This is a genomic window from Nocardioides lianchengensis (assembly GCF_900101465.1).
GTDB classification, from domain to species: domain Bacteria; phylum Actinomycetota; class Actinomycetes; order Propionibacteriales; family Nocardioidaceae; genus Nocardioides; species Nocardioides lianchengensis.
This window is the reverse complement of record NZ_FMZM01000001.1, coordinates 568,298-581,683: the sequence shown is the minus strand read 5'-3', so window position 1 is coordinate 581,683 and position 13,386 is coordinate 568,298. Positions and strand designations below refer to the sequence as shown.

Genomic DNA, 13,386 nt, shown 5'->3' with positions numbered 1-13,386 from the left:
CACGACGGGCACACGTGGCGCGTGCTCGACGACGAGGTGTGGCGCCACCTCCCGCTCGCGCCGATCCCGGCCGTGCTGGTCGGTGTGGTCGGCCTCGCCCTTCTCGTCGCCGTCTCGACCTTCTCCGGCAGGGGCGCGGCCCGGGCCGCCGCGGTCCTGGCCACCGTCACCGTGGGCGCGATCCTCGTCGTCACCCTCACGGGCGGAGCGACCAGCGACGAGCGGACGACCAGCCTCCGCCCGGGCGCGGGCATCCGACTCGAGCTCGGCAACGTCAACCAGACCCTTGGCCTGGTGAACGTCCTGGGCAACATCGCCCTGTTCATTCCTCTCGTCTGGTCTGTCGCCGCGCTGGCCCTCCAAGCCCGGACCACCGGTGCGCGGACCGGCCTCGCGCTCGGCGGCCTGGCGGGACTCGCGCTCTCCGTGTCCCTCGAGGTGGCGCAGTACTTCCTCGGTCGGGCCGCGGACGTCGACGACGTGCTTCTCAACGCGACCGGCGCGCTCCTCGGAGCCGCTGGCAGCGCCGTACTGATCATGATCGTCCGACCGGATCGACGACGAGCGCGCCCGTAGCCCCTCGGGCTGTGGCCGTCAGGGCTGCGGGGTGGTGGTGCCGGTGTGGTCGCGTCGGAAGATCAGACCGTTGGGTGATCGCCAGACGAACGTCGTGTCGTCGACCTTGTCGTAGCGCCACCTGGTGTGGGTCTTGGCGCGGTGATGTCGTCGGCACAGTGGGGCGATGTTGCAGTCACACGTCGGCCCGCCACTGGATGCTGGGTCGCTGTGGTCGTGGTCGCACGACCTCGCCCGCCTGCGGCACCACGGGAAGACACACGAGTGCTGGAGCAGCGCCTGGCGTTCCTTCAGCCTGTCGGGGACCTCGTAGGCGTCGACGTGGACGTGATCGGTGAGGTCGATGACCGGCTTGATGACGACCTGGCTGTCTCCGCTCTGACACCAGGACCGCACTTGCTCGACCGAGATCAGGGTGCGGGTGTTCTCGACGCGGGCGATCGCTGCGTCGGCGAGGTGCACGTGCACGACGACCTGACGGGGCCGCTTGCGGTCCGGGTCGGGTTCGGCGTTCAGGTCGAGGGTGAGCTGACGTCGGGCCAGGTCACCGACCGCGATGGAGCGGCGGGCGTCGAGCGACAGGCCGTCGGCGATGGTGCCGAGGTGGGTCGCACCCCGGGCGACCGCGTCTTCGAGGTCGAGTGCGTCGACCAGGTCCAGGGTGCCGCGGACCTCGACGTGACCGTCGTAGGAGACCTGCTGGGTCTCGATGTCGAAGTGCCGCACCTCAGCCGCGTCACGTGCCCGCTGGGCTGCTGCTTCGGGGTCGAAGCGGGTCCGGGCTTCTTCGATGGTGCGGTCGAGCTGGGCGATGGAGATCTTGTGCGCGGTCGCGGCGACGTGAAGGTCGACGAACTCGGCGCCGTCGAGTGGGAGGTCGATGGTCTCGGCGGCGATCCGGCGGGCCTTCCACACCGGCAGGTCCAACGACTGGACGCGTTCGTAGACCCTGGGGAGGCGGTGGGCGAGCTCGACGGCGTGGCCGAGGTAGATCCGACCGGAGTCCGACGACAGGCCCAGGGCGGCGGAGAACTCCAGCACACTGAACTCGGCGATCAACGGTGCGCCGGGGCCGGCGATGGCCATCTCGTCCTCACACCCCGGGATCCACACCGCTGCCGCATCGTGCAGGGAGTCGGTGGAGTGCATCCCGGCCCAGGTGACCGCGGCAGCGAGCTGGTCGGCCTCAGCCTGCAACTGGACAGAGCGTCGGGCGCGCACGAAGGCGAGCACCGCAGTGGCGGTGTCGCAGTCGTCGAGGTCCCGAGTGACCATACCCCTATGATACTCGAACACATTGTCGAATGCGAGGGTTGTTCACTGCCTTGTTCGAGCGGTCGACCCGAGGTGACCGAAAGCTAGAAGCAGCCTGGTGATGGCCCTTGATCACCGCGGACGGTGAGCCCCCTTGTCTCTGTAAATGTCTTTGAACCGGCCTGGTGCCAAGCGCAGACGGCGCGGCAGAGGCCGACTCGAACAAGGTCAGCGGCAGGGCTGCGGGGGTCTCGACGGGCGCTCAGGACTACGTCCTTCACTGCTCGACCACCGGCGGGGACCACCGGAGCCCCGGGGCGAGGCGGAGGTCAGCGCGGGGAGGACTCCGCGCGGCGCAGGGCCGACAGCTCGGACACCGACGTCCGCTTGATCGGCTCGAGCGGTTTCGGCCGGCGGAAGCGCCGCGGCTTCACGACGCGCACCGGGCCGGGGAGGTCGAGGGCTGCGAGGCGGGCGTCGTACGCGGGGTTGGCGGCGCCGGGGGCCCAGATGTGCTCGACCCCGTTGGTCTCCAGGAAGGCGCGGTAGTGCGCGGCCAGGCCGGGGAAGCGGGCGGCGAACTCGGTGTAGTCCGCGCCTTCGGCGAGCTCGCGGACCGAGAGGTCCTCGCCGGACGGCATGCCCGTGAACTCGCGGTACGGGATCCCGTGATACTGCGCCAGCTCGAGGGTGCGCGAGTCGTACGACATCACGACGGCCGGGACGCGGGCGAGGATCGCGGCGATCGCTCCGTGGATCCGGGTGCCGAACGCGAACGAGAAGTCGCGGAGGTGGTCGACCCAGGTGCGGGCATCGACGAAGAAGCGGATCCGGTCCTCGCGGTAGAGGGGGTGGCCGGTGCCGAGCGGGCCGTGGCCGTCGTAGGTGTCGAGGTCCTCACCGCGGAGCAGCAGGCGCAGCCGGTGGTGCTCCTGCGCCACGAACTCCAGGCGCGGGTACTCGACGACGCTGCGGTCGACGAGCGAGCGCATGCCGCCGGTGTAGGTGAGGTCGATGCGGCTGCTCGCGTCCAACGCACGCGGCTCGACGGTGAATCCGTCGACGCTCGTGAACAGCGACGGGCAGCCGATCACGTCGACGAGCGGAGCCGGGAAGCCGAGCTGCTCGAGGTAGCCGGCGGTGCGCTCCCCGCGTACGCCGATCGACGCCGAGCGGTCGAGCACGGCCCGCACGAACCGGGTCACCGAGGCGTCGAGCTCCGGCCCCGCGTCAGGTCTCCGGGCGTTGAAGCCCATCTGGGCCCCGACCCCCACGACCACGACCGGGATGTGGAGGTGCTCGATGAGCTCGGAGTAGGTGTCGAGGTAGCGGGCGAACGACGGGCGGAACGCGTTGGCGAACGGCAGGACCAGCTGGTCGAAGCGCTCGTCGACGTACGCCGCCAGCCGCCGGGGGTTCTTGGTGCTCTGGAGCACGAACCCGTCCGTGACGACCTCGGCCCCGGGCACGCTCACCGTCCGGTGGACCGCGGAGGAGAACAGCAGGTTCCCGGCGTTGGCCCCGAACACGCCGGTGCCGCCACCGACGGCCAGGCTGCGTTCCGGGCTGAGGACCTGGAACGGGCTCTTCCCGGCCCGGAGCAGGATGCGCGACACAGGTCGGGACCCTACCGGCGCGGAGGCGTTCAGTTCTCGGCGGCCTTCTCGGCGCCACGTCGCCAGCGGATGCCGGCCTCGAGGAACCCGTCGAGGTCACCGTCGAAGACCGAGGAGGGGTTGCCCTCCTCGTAGCCGGTGCGGAGGTCCTTGACGATCTGGTAGGGGTTCAGCACGTAGTTGCGCATCTGGTCGCCCCACGACGCCTGGACGTCGCCGCGCATCGAGTCGAGGTGCGCCTTCTCCTCGGCCTTCTTCAGTGCGAGCAGCTTGGCCTTCAGCACGACCATGGCGCTGGCCTTGTTCTGCAGCTGGCTCTTCTCGTTCTGGCAGGACACGACCGTGCCGGTCGGGATGTGCGTGAGGCGTACGGCGGAGTCGGTGGTGTTGACCGACTGGCCGCCGGGACCGCCGGAGCGGTAGACGTCGACGCGGATCTCCTCGTCGGGCACGTCGATCTCGTCGGTCTGCTCCAGCACCGGCACCACCTCGACGGCGGCGAACGACGTCTGGCGGCGACCCTGGTTGTCGAAGGGGCTGATCCGCACCAGGCGGTGAGTGCCGGCCTCGACCGAGAGGGTGCCGTAGGTGTACGGCGCGTGCACGGCGAAGGTGGCCGACTTCAGCCCGGCCTCCTCGGCGTACGACGTCTCGTAGACCTCGACCTTGTAGTCGTGCTGCTCGGCCCAGCGGACGTACATCCGCATCAGCATCTCGGCGAAGTCGGCGGCGTCGACGCCACCGGCGCCGGCGCGGATGGAGACCAGCGCCTCGCGGGCGTCGTACTCGCCGTTGAGCAGGGTGCGGACCTCGAGCGACTCGACGGCCTTCTTGACCCGCTCGAGCTCGCGCTCGGCCTCGGCGAGCGAGTCGGCGTCGCCCTCCTCGGTCGCGAGCTCGGCCATGATGCCGACGTCCTCGATGCGGCCGAGGAGCTCGTTGAAGCGGTCGAGCGTGCCCTGGAGTGTGGAGAGCTGGCCGGTGATGCGGGTGGCACGGTCGACGTCGTCCCAGAGGTCGGGGGCGGCGACCTGGTCGCTGAGGTCGGCGATGTCGCGCTGCATCGCGTCCAGGTCCATGACCTGACCGATGGTGCCCATGGTCGCCTGGAGCTGCTTGACCTCTACGTCGTAATCTCGGCCTGCCACAAGGAGCAAGGTTACGGCCGGGTGGGTGGCCGCGCCTACTTGCGGCCGAAGACCTGCGCGACGTACCAGCTGCCGCCGGCCTTGCGCGCGCCGATCCCCATCAGCCGGTAGCGCGGCTGGAGGATGTTGGCGCGGTGCCCCTCGGACTTCATCCAGCCCTCGCGGACGACGGAGCGGCCGGTCGTGTAGCCGACGGCGACGTTCTCGCCGACCATGCTCAGTCCGCACCGGCGCAGGATCGGCCCGAGGTCCTGGTGGAAGATCTCGCGCTGCCGCGCCATCCGCTTCGCCTGCTTGACCGCGAACCGGGTCAGGCACCTGTTCTTCCGCAGCTCCGCCCGGTCACGCTGCTCGCGCTGGGCGTTGGTGGAGGAGAACGCGGCGTTCGAGTAGCGCTGCTCCGCCGTCGCGGCGGAGGCCGGTGCGGTCGACGGCACGACGACCGCCAGCAGGAGCACGGCCAGCGCGGTGGCCAGGACTCGGTTCATGGTCTCGCTCCCGGGTACGACGGACGGCGGTGGACGGCTCGTGCGGACCTGGTCGGTACCCCACGTCGGCCCCATCATCCTCCCGTACGACGAGGGCGCGCCCGATCGGGCTCGGTCGGTCAGCGGACCGGCGTGAACTGACGCGCCGCGACCCACCAGCCGTCGTCCTCCCGGACGAGGGTCCAGGTGACGACGGTCGGCGGGTGGTCGAGGTCGACCTCATCTTCCGGCCCGGCGGCGAACGCCCCGGTCGTCACGATCGCCAGGTCGGGGCGCGGCAGGTGCAGGTCGAGGACGACGAAGCGCGCCGACCGCGGCGGTCCGCCCGCCGCGAAGGCCGCGACGTGGGCGGCCCGGATCGCCTCGCGTCCCACCGCGCGCGCTCCGTTGGCGATCACCGAGCGCGCATCGGGGGCGAAGCGGGCGACGCAGCGGTCGGGATCGCGCGCGGTGATCCCCGCGGCGACGTCCTCGAGGAGGGCGGTGATCTGGGCGGTCATGAGGCCTAGTCAAGAACTTCAAGCGGACGTGAGGTCAAGCACTTTCCCGCATTCCGTGCACACGACCCACTTGTGCACGTTTCAATTTCCTCGTTGTCCTCAGGCGAGCGGGCGACGTGCCGATGTCGACTCGATCCTCAACTCGGAAGGCCCGCATGACCCGCCGCAGCCGTCGTACCGCCGGACTCCTCGCTCTCGCGACCGTCGTCGCCGCCCTCGTGGCCGGCCCGACGTCGAGCGCGAGCAGCGTCTCCCCGCCCGCCCCGAAGACCCTCCAGAAGGCTCGGGTGGCGGCCCCGGAGGTGTGGCAGCAGGCGCAGCAGGCGCACGCGGAGAACCCGACGAACCCGCTCGCCGGCCGGCTCTGGGGCGTGTACGACGGCCCGCAGGAGCACGTCAGCGCGTCGTACCAGCGGTCCACCGGCACGGCCCGGGAGCTCCTCGGCAAGATCGCCCTGCGCCCCAAGACCAAGTGGTACGGCGCCTGGGTGCCGGACACCTCGATCCGCGACCAGGTCACGAAGTGGATCGCCTCGTCCCAGGAGGGCGACCCGGACAAGCTCGTCCAGATCGCCGTCTTCCGGATGAAGCCGTGGGAGGGCGAGGCCTGCCAGCGGCGCTCGACCGCGGCCGAGAAGCGCAGCTACAAGCGCTGGATGCGCGAGCTCGCCGTCGGCATCGGCTCGACCCCGATGGCCGTCGTGATGCAGCCCGACATGCCGTTCCTGTGGTGCTCGCCCGACAAGGCGGCGAAGGCCCGGCTGATGACCTGGGCCACCCAGCTCCTCTCCGCCCTCCCCCGCACCAACGTCTACCTCGACGCCGGCGCGGCCGACTGGTGCCAGAACGGCCGCGGCGGCAACCCGGAGACCTGCGCGCAGCTGCTGAAGGCGACCGGCGTGAAGTACGCCCGCGGCTTCGCCCTCGACTCGACCCACTACAACGGCCCGGTCGAGAACATCCGGCACGGGGTGCGGATCGCCGAGATCCTGCGCCGCGACGGCTTCGGCACCAAGCACTTCATCGTCGAGACCGCCAAGAGCGGCCGCCCGATGTCGTGGTCCCAGGTGATCCCGGCCAAGGGCTCGACGATCAACGACAACGCCCGGGTCTGCACGCGGATCACCATGAAGCGCTGCGTGACCCTCGGCATCCCGCCTACCGCCCGTCCCGCCAGCGCCGAGTACGGCCTCCCCGCCGACGTCCGGAAGGCCGCGGCGACGTACGTCGACGGCTTCGTCTGGTTCGGCCGCCCCTGGCTCTACAACCAGGCCGACCCGTTCGTCCGCAGCCGGGCGATCGCCATGGCGAGGACGACCCCCTGGCCGCTGCCGGCCCTCTGATCGTCCCGCTCCTACTCCTGACCGCAGCGCTCCGCGACGGTCAGCTCGACGAGGGACGTCGCCCGGCCGCGGCGGCCGTCGGCGTCGGTGAAGTGGACGGTCAGCGGGCCACCGGTGCCGTCGGTCCCGGTCAGCCCCACGACGAAGACCAGGTAGCCCTCGTCGGGGTCGGCCTCGCCCAGCTCGGCGCCCTCGGCGGGCACGGCCCGTTCCCAGGCGCGCCGGGGGGACCCCGTCAGCGCCGTCCCGGGCAGGCCGGCCCAGAGTCCGACGGTCGCGAAGTCGTCGTCCTCGGTGCGCTGGAAGACCCGCACCGAGTCGACGGCGACGTCGCCCGTGGTCGGCCACTCGACCCGGTCCACCGTCACCGGCCCCGGGCCGCGGTTGGCGAAGGTGTCGAACCCCTCGGTGTGCGCGGCTGTGTCCTCCGAGGGGGTGCAGAGCGCGTGGTCGGAGCCCACGGCGTACAGCGCCTCCGACTGTTGGTCCCGGCCGCAGCCGAGCAGCCCGCCGACGAGGATCCCGCACGCGAGCACCGTGCCGCCCGCCCTCATCAGCCCGCGTCCAGTGACGAGACCGCGGAACCGGTCGCCCGCACCGACCCGGCTCCGGGCGAGCCGGGGATCGACAGCCGCAGGTCCAGCGGCGCGGTGAGCTCGACGCGCACGGTGTCGCCCCCGACGACGACGGCGCGCGCCACCAGGCCGGGATAGCTGGCGTAGGCGTCGAGCGAGCGGAGGTACTCCTCGACCGCCCGCTGGGCCTCGGCGTCGGTCAGGGCGAGCCGGTCGCCCGGCACCCCGCCGGTGTAGACGTCCTCGCCCGTCGCGCCCAGGTCGGCGTCGCGTAACGCAGCCCCGTCGGCGAGGGTGTCGAGGCCGGAGCGCTGCAGGTAGGCCGCGGAGGCGTCGACCACGACGACGACCGCCATCGCGATGACCATCGCGAACCCGATCACCAGCAGCGTGACCTGGCCCGACTCGTCACGGCGCCGGGTCACGGCCGACCTCCTGGTACTGCCCGATCGGCACCGCGTGCGTCGCGTCCAGGGCGAACGACGGGCGCCCGCCGCCCAGCACGTCGGGCACCAGCAGGTCCACGCTCGACGCGATCCGCACCGTGATCACCGACGTCCCGCTGTGGCAGTCACGCGGGTACGGCGTGCAGGTCACCTCGACCGCCAGCGGCGCGTCGTCGGGCAGCCCCTGGTCGGCCAGCGCCTGCCGGGCCGCGGCCCGGGCGGCCTCCTCGCCCGCCGCGTCGTCCGGCGCGAGGGCGTAGGCCCGGGCGGCCGAGGTGACGCCGTACGCCCCGGACTGGACCTCGAAGACCGACAGGACGATCCACAGCAGTGGCACCAGCAGCAGGATGCCCACCCACACCAGCTCGATGACCGCGCTGCCGGCCTCGTCGCGCCTCACGGCTCCTCCTCCACCGCGTGTCCGCTCACCTAAAGCGCCACCCCAGGTCCGCCGATCCCCAGCGCCGGCACCGTCGCCCGCACCGTCACCACCACGGTCGGCCGACCTCCGACCGTCGTGCGCGACACTCCCATGCGGTCAGCGTTGCAGGCGCCGGTTGGCTTGATACAGGAAGTAGAACTCGGACCGGGTGGCATCGCGTTCAGCGTCGCCGCGTTGCCGCGCTGCGTCGAGCAGCATGTCCGTCCCCACCCTCATCCCGCCCGACCCTGCCGCCACGACGCCCGTCAGCACGGCTCCAAGGTCGGCAGTGCTGCCCACTGTTGCAGCGGTCATTCCCGTCCAGGTAGCGAAGTCGAAGATGTTCGCGGCTCGCACGGACCTGAACAACTCTCTCACTAGGCCGTGCTGCGCGAGTTCTTCTTCGAGGCGGATGACTGCTGGGTTCACCTCGGACTCCCACAGGTGTTGCACCTCAAACTCCAGATCCCGCCCGATCACTCGTGGCATATCCCGCGAGAATCGCGACATAGCGCCGCGGTAGATCTGGAGTGGGACTCGAAGATCCCTTCGCAAGTCCAACAACTCATCCATCGGCGCACGCTCGAAGGCAGGAAGCCGCGCAACGAATCCAGTCCCCAACGCCGCGGAGGCGGCCAACCGTAGATTGTTTGCGCTCGCCTCGATGTGTCCCTCGTTGATCATCGATTGAATAAGGTCTGCACTTTGCTGGTCGAACAACAGGCGAACGTTGGGGTCATCGAGACGGTTCCGCAGGAGGGACAGCCATGCGTTCACTTGCTGGTCCGTCTCGGGTCGACGGTCCTCCCGTGCTCGAAAGAGGGAGGATGGGCTGGTCTGAAGATCAGCCAACCTGACGATCCCCTGGTTGATCGCTGGTTGCAGTTCGGCGAAACCGGCGGCGCCCAGGACCTCGTCGAACTGCGCCCTGTAACCCTCAGCCTCTTCCTCGAACTTCGCCTTGATTTTCCGAAGTTCGCTCGCCGCGGCCGGGGCATAGCGCTCGATCTTCTGTGGATCTGCCGACAGGAACTTTTGAATCTGATCTCGCCACCCGTCCGGCATCGCGCTGCTCCCCGAGCGGTCGCGAATGTACGCAAACGCGTCATCGTCCATGTCGAGCATCAACTCTAGGAACGACAAGCCCTGCAACTCGCTAAACGGGCGCAGCATCGAGGCCGTTAGGCCGATGAGTTCGACCTCGTCGGCGTAGAGCACGGCCGCCTTGGCGAGTTCCACGTCATCGGCCAACGCGTCGTCGATGCCATCGCCGCCCGTGTTGGGGGTAGTGGCGATCGAGACTCTCAACGGTGCTTCGCTCAGGGTCGGTCGAGACCGCGTCCGCTCTCGACGAGGCTCTCGGCGCTTCCCTGACTTCTTCGGCATGCCTCAGGATGAGCGACCGGGACCGGCCTGTGGCTTAGGCGCACCGAGGTCACACTTCGCTAGAAGGTCACACTTCGCTAGACGTGCACGTTGGAAACGTCAGCGAGGAATTTCTGGACCGACTTGATGGCGTCGAAGATCTCCTGCGCGTTCTCCGACGAGACCTCGTGGTTGACGATCAGTTTCGGCTCCGTCCCCTCAATGCCGTCGGAGAGGGTCACTTGCAGCCCAAGATTGCGAGCAACCTTCGTCGCGTGGAGGGCATCGTCGATCGAGTCGGCGTCGAGTTGAACGTGGACCGTGGTGTACGTGGGCTTCATGCTCATGCGACCCACTGTAAGGGCCAATCTGACGCCGCGCCGGGCTCCGAGAGTTACGCTGAGAGCACTCAACGTCGATGATCGCCTGCGTAAGTGCAGGTCAGCGGGCTAAGCGCTGTTCGCGTGGATCGTGCACCTGCCGGGCAGCCCGGAGTTGAGTGCCAACAGCAGGTCGAGGCACTCCTCGGCCCGCACCTCCCCCACGACGATGCGGCTGGGCCGCATCCGCAGGCTCTCCTTGACCAGGTCGCGGAGCGGGATCTCGCCAGTGCCCTCCAGCCCGGCCTGCCGGGTCTGCATGGGCACCCAGGCGGGGTGTGCTGACTTCACTGAAGCTTTAAGTTGGACGCATGAGCGCAGCGCTGTACGTCCGGATCAGCCAGGACCGCGAAGGTGGCGGGCTGGGAGTCGCCAGGTAGGAAGAGGACTGCCGCACCCTGGCGCGGTCCCTGGGCTGCGACCGAGTCGAGGTCTACGTCGACAACGACGTGAGCGCCTACTCCGGCAAATCCGCGCCCTGAGTTGCTGGCGGGATCGTCACGTACCCGCTGGGTTGACGCCTGCAGTCCTGGCATGACGGGCACCATCGCGGTCCGTGTCGAGGTCCAGGACGATGACGAGTACACCAAGCGAGCGGCGCAGTCGGACGGATCGTCATCGAAGGGTCCTAGCGGCCCACGGTCGGAGTTGCGGTTGAGAGGTGCTGCGCCATCGACATGCCGCTTGCGCTGCGCGCTCGTTAGCCTTCGGGCATACTGCGCCTGTGTTCGGAATCATGGCCGCAGAGGCACCCGCCGCTGCGTGGCATGAGATTCCGTGGCAGGACTGGGTGGGTGTCATTGGTTCCGCGCTCGGCGTAGTTGGGCTCATCTTTACCTTTCTTCAGGCGCGAGCCGCGAAAGAGTCGGCCGACAAAGCAGAGACAGCGGCAAGAGCTGCGTCATCCGCGGTCGAGCGCACACAAACGCAAGTGCGAGCGAACATGCAACTGGTTCTTCTGCCAGGACTTCAGCGGGTCTCCCAAGAATTGGACGACGCCATTGTTCGGAAGTCCCACTCCGAAGCAAAGGCAGCGCTTGATCGTTGGAGATTCCAGGCAGGACATGTTCGCGGGCTTCTACTAAAAGAAACACCCGAGCCGCGGGCCGTTCTGAAGTCTTTACAAGAATCGGTCCTATTGTCGTCCGTAGCCACTGACGAACTGTTAGCACAATCGAAGCCCGTCCTAGAGTGCTGCAGAGAAGCCCGAAAAGCGATAGCTAACGCCTGCGACGGAATGACCCAGTTGACAGGAAAGAACGTGACGCAGGTTCAGACCGAAGGAACGGAGGCTGGCAATAATGGAAAGCCCTAATATCGACCATAGACTTGTGGAGCTCGCAGCCAAGGCGGCGGACCGCACTCTCGCTGGCACCATGAACTGGAAGGAGACGGACGATCCAGATCTGTTTCTTTACGCCGGTTCGAGAACCTCGCTCGCCATCGACTATTACCCGATGGATAAGCACTATGAGTTTCGGGTGCTGAACGACCGAGGAACAGTCGTTGAGCGCTTCTCAAGGTGGCCCGGTCCCGACGAGAACGCACCGTGGATTGAACCCACTCCGGAGTACCTGACTCTTCAGCGACTTCACGACGCGGCTCGCCGAAGTGCGCTCAGGATTGATGACATTATCGAGCAGGCGTTCCTGGATCTGGACCATCCCGACGACGGCTTGCCGTTCTGAGGAGCCACGTGCGCGGCCTGGCGCGACATTCCTGAGTCGGCTCCATCGCGGGGCGCGACGCACCTTGGGCTCAACCGCTGACTGCGCGGTCATGTCGCCACAGTCATTGAGGGCTTAGAGCTTCACTGCATTCGGGTTGCGGGAGGCGCAGCTCGAAGACCTCCTCGGCGCTCACCACCCGCTCGCCACCGGGGATCGCCGCCGCCAGGCAGTTCAGCATGGTCGTCTTGCCCGCCTGCGTCCAGGCAGGATGGTCAGAGCACTATTACTCCACGAGGCTTTCCGGGTGCGTGGCGTTCCACCGCCGCTTGAAGTCCTCTTCCCAGACGATGTCGCCGTAGTCGCCCACCTGCGACGCGACATGTTCGAAGTCGGGGAGTGTGAAGTAGTGCCATCCGTCTTCGCTGTCTGGCCCTACGTTGCGGCGTGCCGAGCGGACCGCAAGTTCGTTCTCCCCGTTGGGGAGTCTGAGGAGCCAATTGAACTCGCGATGCGGATTCGGCAACGCCGCCGACAATGGCATGAAGAAGCGGCCAGCGGATCGCACCGCTCGACCGACCTCCTCGGCACTCTTGTGCTTCGCGACTGCGTCAACGGCGACGTCCGCAGCAGCGTCGACCGCCGTGCCGACCCCGGTCGCAAAACCGGCTTGGTAGATCTCGCTCGGGTCGATCTCGTTCTCGCCGACCTTGATGCGGGGCACCCGGCCCAGGAGCGCGATCAGGCTGGAGATGCCGCCAATCAAGAGGAGCGCACTCGTGCCGATCTCGTTGTCGGTCTTGAAGGTGGCGAGCGTCCCAGCCGCAAAGCCACCCATCCCGACCAGCGCGCAGGCCCCACGAGCGGAGCGGGTGATGGGTGGGCTGTGCCGGGGTGACTCGACCGGGACCGGGGACGTGTCGCTCACGGGCGGCAGTGAATCACGTTGCAGAATCCCATGGCTCGGGGTCTACTCAGTGGGGATCGTCCTCGACGATCTCACCATCTACCACGGCGGCATCCCGGTCGTCGTGAACTGTGACGTTGACTTCAACGTCCGGTTCCGGGTCCGGAGTAGCGGGCGCCTCGATGGCCGGGATCTCCTTAAAGCCCGGCAGGCTGAGGTACTCACTGTCGATGCCGAGTCCGACCCCGATAGTTAGCACCAGCGCGCCAACGACCTTTCCGGTCGGTCGACTTGTGAGCCGGTCGATGCCTAGGTCAGCCCTCGCAGGATCATGGAGACGAGTGAGTCCGTCGCGGCCTCCACCTCGTCTGACCCCCGCAGGCGCACCGAGAGAACAGCGTCCTCCACCGCACGCAGACGACGAATCAGATCCCATCGAGTCTTCGTGTCGAGGGCCGGACTAGAAGAGACCTCATCGATCGCTTCGCGGATCTTCTTGATGAGTCGATTCTGGTCGCCGGGCTCGATGACGACCTCGGTCGCGTTGTTGCTCAGGAACCGGTCCGCCATGCGGAGGCAGTGCAAGCCGTCCGGCGTGAGCGGCTCCAAGAAATCACTGATACTCGGGCTGGCAGGTCCCGGAAGTTCGCGAGCGTAGCCTCGCCGACCCGGATCCGGCAGATCTCGCTCTGATTGGCCC

Annotated in this window: 16 protein-coding genes and 1 pseudogene; 3 read left to right on the top strand and 14 right to left on the bottom strand. The window is 68.3% G+C overall.

The window, feature by feature from the left end; all coding sequences use genetic code 11:
- Positions 1 to 21: 21 nt before the first annotated feature.
- Positions 22 to 576, top strand: coding sequence for a VanZ family protein (locus BLT76_RS02930; RefSeq protein WP_090850543.1), 555 nt, complete (start codon positions 22 to 24; stop codon positions 574 to 576).
- A gap of 18 nt (positions 577 to 594) precedes the next feature.
- On the opposite strand, the gene BLT76_RS02925 is transcribed toward BLT76_RS02930, so the two are convergent.
- The 5 genes from BLT76_RS02925 to BLT76_RS02905 form a co-directional block, all read right to left on the bottom strand.
- On the bottom strand, positions 595 to 1,851 hold the full coding sequence (locus BLT76_RS02925; protein ID WP_090850541.1) for an HNH endonuclease signature motif containing protein: 1,257 nt from the start codon (positions 1,849 to 1,851) through the stop codon (positions 595 to 597).
- A gap of 308 nt (positions 1,852 to 2,159) precedes the next feature.
- A complete protein-coding gene (locus BLT76_RS02920) occupies positions 2,160 to 3,446 on the bottom strand; it encodes a polysaccharide pyruvyl transferase family protein (RefSeq protein ID WP_139175390.1) in 1,287 nt (428 codons plus the stop codon).
- Positions 3,447 to 3,475: 29 nt separating this feature from the next.
- Complete coding sequence (gene prfB / locus BLT76_RS02915; protein ID WP_090850537.1) at positions 3,476 to 4,594, bottom strand: peptide chain release factor 2; 1,119 nt, start codon at positions 4,592 to 4,594, stop codon at positions 3,476 to 3,478.
- 35 nt (positions 4,595 to 4,629) lie between these two features.
- Entirely contained in the window at positions 4,630 to 5,082 is a 453-nt protein-coding gene (locus BLT76_RS02910) for a CAP domain-containing protein (RefSeq protein ID WP_170866915.1), read from the bottom strand.
- Positions 5,083 to 5,201: 119 nt separating this feature from the next.
- The gene (locus tag BLT76_RS02905) at positions 5,202 to 5,582 is read right to left on the bottom strand and encodes a YybH family protein (RefSeq protein WP_090850533.1); all 381 of its coding nucleotides are present in this window, start codon (positions 5,580 to 5,582) and stop codon (positions 5,202 to 5,204) included.
- Between the two features lie 155 nt (positions 5,583 to 5,737).
- Here BLT76_RS02905 and BLT76_RS02900 point away from each other — a divergent pair, with 155 nt between their 5' ends.
- Positions 5,738 to 6,925, top strand: coding sequence for a glycoside hydrolase family 6 protein (locus BLT76_RS02900; RefSeq protein ID WP_170866914.1), 1,188 nt, complete (start codon positions 5,738 to 5,740; stop codon positions 6,923 to 6,925).
- A gap of 11 nt (positions 6,926 to 6,936) precedes the next feature.
- Here the strand turns inward: BLT76_RS02900 and BLT76_RS02895 are convergent, their stop codons facing one another.
- From BLT76_RS02895 to BLT76_RS02870, 6 genes and pseudogenes are all read right to left on the bottom strand, one after another.
- On the bottom strand, positions 6,937 to 7,479 hold the full coding sequence (locus BLT76_RS02895; protein WP_090850529.1) for a hypothetical protein: 543 nt from the start codon (positions 7,477 to 7,479) through the stop codon (positions 6,937 to 6,939).
- Positions 7,479 to 7,925 carry a pilus assembly protein TadG-related protein gene (locus tag BLT76_RS02890; RefSeq protein WP_244509217.1) on the bottom strand — a complete coding sequence of 149 codons (447 nt, stop codon included), beginning with the start codon at positions 7,923 to 7,925 and terminating at the stop codon, positions 7,479 to 7,481. Before BLT76_RS02890 ends, BLT76_RS02895 begins: the two co-directional genes overlap by 1 nt.
- Positions 7,909 to 8,346, bottom strand: coding sequence for a hypothetical protein (locus tag BLT76_RS02885; RefSeq protein WP_090850527.1), 438 nt, complete (start codon positions 8,344 to 8,346; stop codon positions 7,909 to 7,911). The genes BLT76_RS02890 and BLT76_RS02885 overlap by 17 nt, the downstream gene beginning before the upstream one ends.
- 138 nt (positions 8,347 to 8,484) lie before the next feature.
- Positions 8,485 to 9,675 carry a hypothetical protein gene (locus BLT76_RS02880; protein WP_090850525.1) on the bottom strand — a complete coding sequence of 397 codons (1,191 nt, stop codon included), beginning with the start codon at positions 9,673 to 9,675 and terminating at the stop codon, positions 8,485 to 8,487.
- Positions 9,676 to 9,830: 155 nt separating this feature from the next.
- The gene (locus tag BLT76_RS02875; RefSeq protein ID WP_139175389.1) at positions 9,831 to 10,079 is read right to left on the bottom strand and encodes a hypothetical protein; all 249 of its coding nucleotides are present in this window, start codon (positions 10,077 to 10,079) and stop codon (positions 9,831 to 9,833) included.
- Positions 10,080 to 10,184: 105 nt separating this feature from the next.
- Positions 10,185 to 10,391 (bottom strand): annotated as a pseudogene (locus BLT76_RS02870) (ATPase, T2SS/T4P/T4SS family); the annotation flags it as partial.
- Between the two features lie 1,052 nt (positions 10,392 to 11,443).
- On the opposite strand from BLT76_RS02870, the gene BLT76_RS02865 reads away from it, so the two are divergent.
- On the top strand, positions 11,444 to 11,800 hold the full coding sequence (locus BLT76_RS02865; protein WP_090850521.1) for a hypothetical protein: 357 nt from the start codon (positions 11,444 to 11,446) through the stop codon (positions 11,798 to 11,800).
- Positions 11,801 to 12,065: 265 nt separating this feature from the next.
- On the opposite strand, the gene BLT76_RS02860 is transcribed toward BLT76_RS02865, so the two are convergent.
- From BLT76_RS02860 to BLT76_RS02850, 3 genes are read right to left on the bottom strand one after another with little or no spacing between them, the layout of a single operon-like run.
- Positions 12,066 to 12,707 (bottom strand): hypothetical protein, encoded by a 642-nt coding sequence (locus BLT76_RS02860; protein WP_139175388.1) that lies wholly within the window; start codon positions 12,705 to 12,707, stop codon positions 12,066 to 12,068.
- 46 nt (positions 12,708 to 12,753) lie between these two features.
- Positions 12,754 to 12,945 (bottom strand): hypothetical protein, encoded by a 192-nt coding sequence (locus BLT76_RS02855; protein ID WP_090850517.1) that lies wholly within the window; start codon positions 12,943 to 12,945, stop codon positions 12,754 to 12,756.
- 50 nt (positions 12,946 to 12,995) lie between these two features.
- Positions 12,996 to 13,256, bottom strand: coding sequence for a hypothetical protein (locus BLT76_RS02850; protein WP_139175387.1), 261 nt, complete (start codon positions 13,254 to 13,256; stop codon positions 12,996 to 12,998).
- Positions 13,257 to 13,386: the final 130 nt, after the last annotated feature.

What these genes read in the sequence shown, in the direction of transcription:
- BLT76_RS02925 (WP_090850541.1), bottom strand. Translation starts at nt 1,851, where the DNA reads ATGGTCACTCGGGACCTCGACGACTGCGACACCGCCACTGCGGTGCTC.
- BLT76_RS02910 (WP_170866915.1), bottom strand. Translation starts at nt 5,082, where the DNA reads ATGAACCGAGTCCTGGCCACCGCGCTGGCCGTGCTCCTGCTGGCGGTC.
- BLT76_RS02905 (WP_090850533.1), bottom strand. Translation starts at nt 5,582, where the DNA reads ATGACCGCCCAGATCACCGCCCTCCTCGAGGACGTCGCCGCGGGGATC.
- BLT76_RS02900 (WP_170866914.1), top strand. Translation starts at nt 5,738, where the DNA reads ATGACCCGCCGCAGCCGTCGTACCGCCGGACTCCTCGCTCTCGCGACC.
- BLT76_RS02895 (WP_090850529.1), bottom strand. Translation starts at nt 7,479, where the DNA reads ATGAGGGCGGGCGGCACGGTGCTCGCGTGCGGGATCCTCGTCGGCGGG.
- BLT76_RS02875 (WP_139175389.1), bottom strand. Translation starts at nt 10,079, where the DNA reads ATGAGCATGAAGCCCACGTACACCACGGTCCACGTTCAACTCGACGCC.
- BLT76_RS02850 (WP_139175387.1), bottom strand. Translation starts at nt 13,256, where the DNA reads ATGGCGGACCGGTTCCTGAGCAACAACGCGACCGAGGTCGTCATCGAG.